This is a genomic window from Amycolatopsis sp. NPDC033938, assembly GCF_055575975.1.
Genome location: NZ_JBVIRO010000049.1, coordinates 1 through 1,002, shown reverse-complemented (window position 1 = coordinate 1,002; position 1,002 = coordinate 1). Strand labels below are relative to the sequence as shown.

The 1,002-nt window shown below is 63.3% G+C and carries 1 protein-coding gene; it reads left to right on the top strand.

The features are described from left to right. The first annotated feature begins 130 nt into the window (after positions 1-130). Positions 131-982, top strand: coding sequence for an IS5 family transposase (locus ACZ5ZX_RS41685; RefSeq protein ID WP_465507529.1), 852 nt, complete (start codon positions 131-133; stop codon positions 980-982). Positions 983-1,002: the final 20 nt, after the last annotated feature.

Below are 1,002 nucleotides of genomic sequence, written 5' to 3'. Positions count from 1 at the left end.
AGAGCCTGTTCCTAAACCTGTGGTGTGTCGTGTTGGCATAAGGGTGGGCTCCTGGTAGCGAGGGAGGTGCTGAAGCCAAACCCTCAAACCAGGAGCCCGGGTTCTAGTGTGCCTTGCTGATCGGGTGTGCGTGTCGTCGGTCCCGATGACACGCACTCGTCGTTATCCCTCTGATACCACTGATGCGGAGTGGGCGCTGCTGGAGGCGTTGCTGCCGCCTCCAGCCTGGCTGGAAGGCAAGGGCGGGCGGCCGGCGAAACATTGCCGGCGAGCGATGATCGACGGTATTCGTTACCTGGTCAAAGAAGGTGTCACCTGGCGGGCCCTGCCCGCGGACTTCCCGCCGTGGTCGACGATATACAAGTACTTCCAGCAGTGGCAGGACACCATGGTCCTGGACACCGTGCACGACTGGATCCGTGACCGGGTGCGGATGACCGACGGACGCCCGCCGTGGCCAACGGCCGGCATCATCGATTCCCAGTCGGTCAAGGCCGCCGAAACCGTCGGGAGATCGTCCCGGGGCTACGACGGCGGCAAGAAGATCAACGGCCGCAAACGGCACATCATCGTCGACGTGCTCGGCATGCTCCTCGCGATCAGCGTCACTGACGCCGGAGTCCAGGACCGAGTCGCCGCACGCCCCCTGCTTCGCCAAATCCGGAACCTGTTCGACCACATCACCCTGATCTGGGCCGACGGCGGCTACCGCGGCACCGTCTTGCCCTGGGCACGCAACACCCTGAACTTGACCATGCGCATCATCAGCCGCACCGACCAGCCCGGATTCCACATCCTGCCCAAACGCTGGATCGTCGAACGCACCTTCGCCTGGATCACCCGCCATCGCCGCACCGTCCGCGACTACGAACGACACCCCGACACCCACGAAGCCATCATCAAATGGGCCATGCTCACCACCATGACCCGCAAACTCACCCGCCACGACCCCACTAACACCAACCAATGGCGCGACGACTAACAGGTTTAGGAACAGGCTCT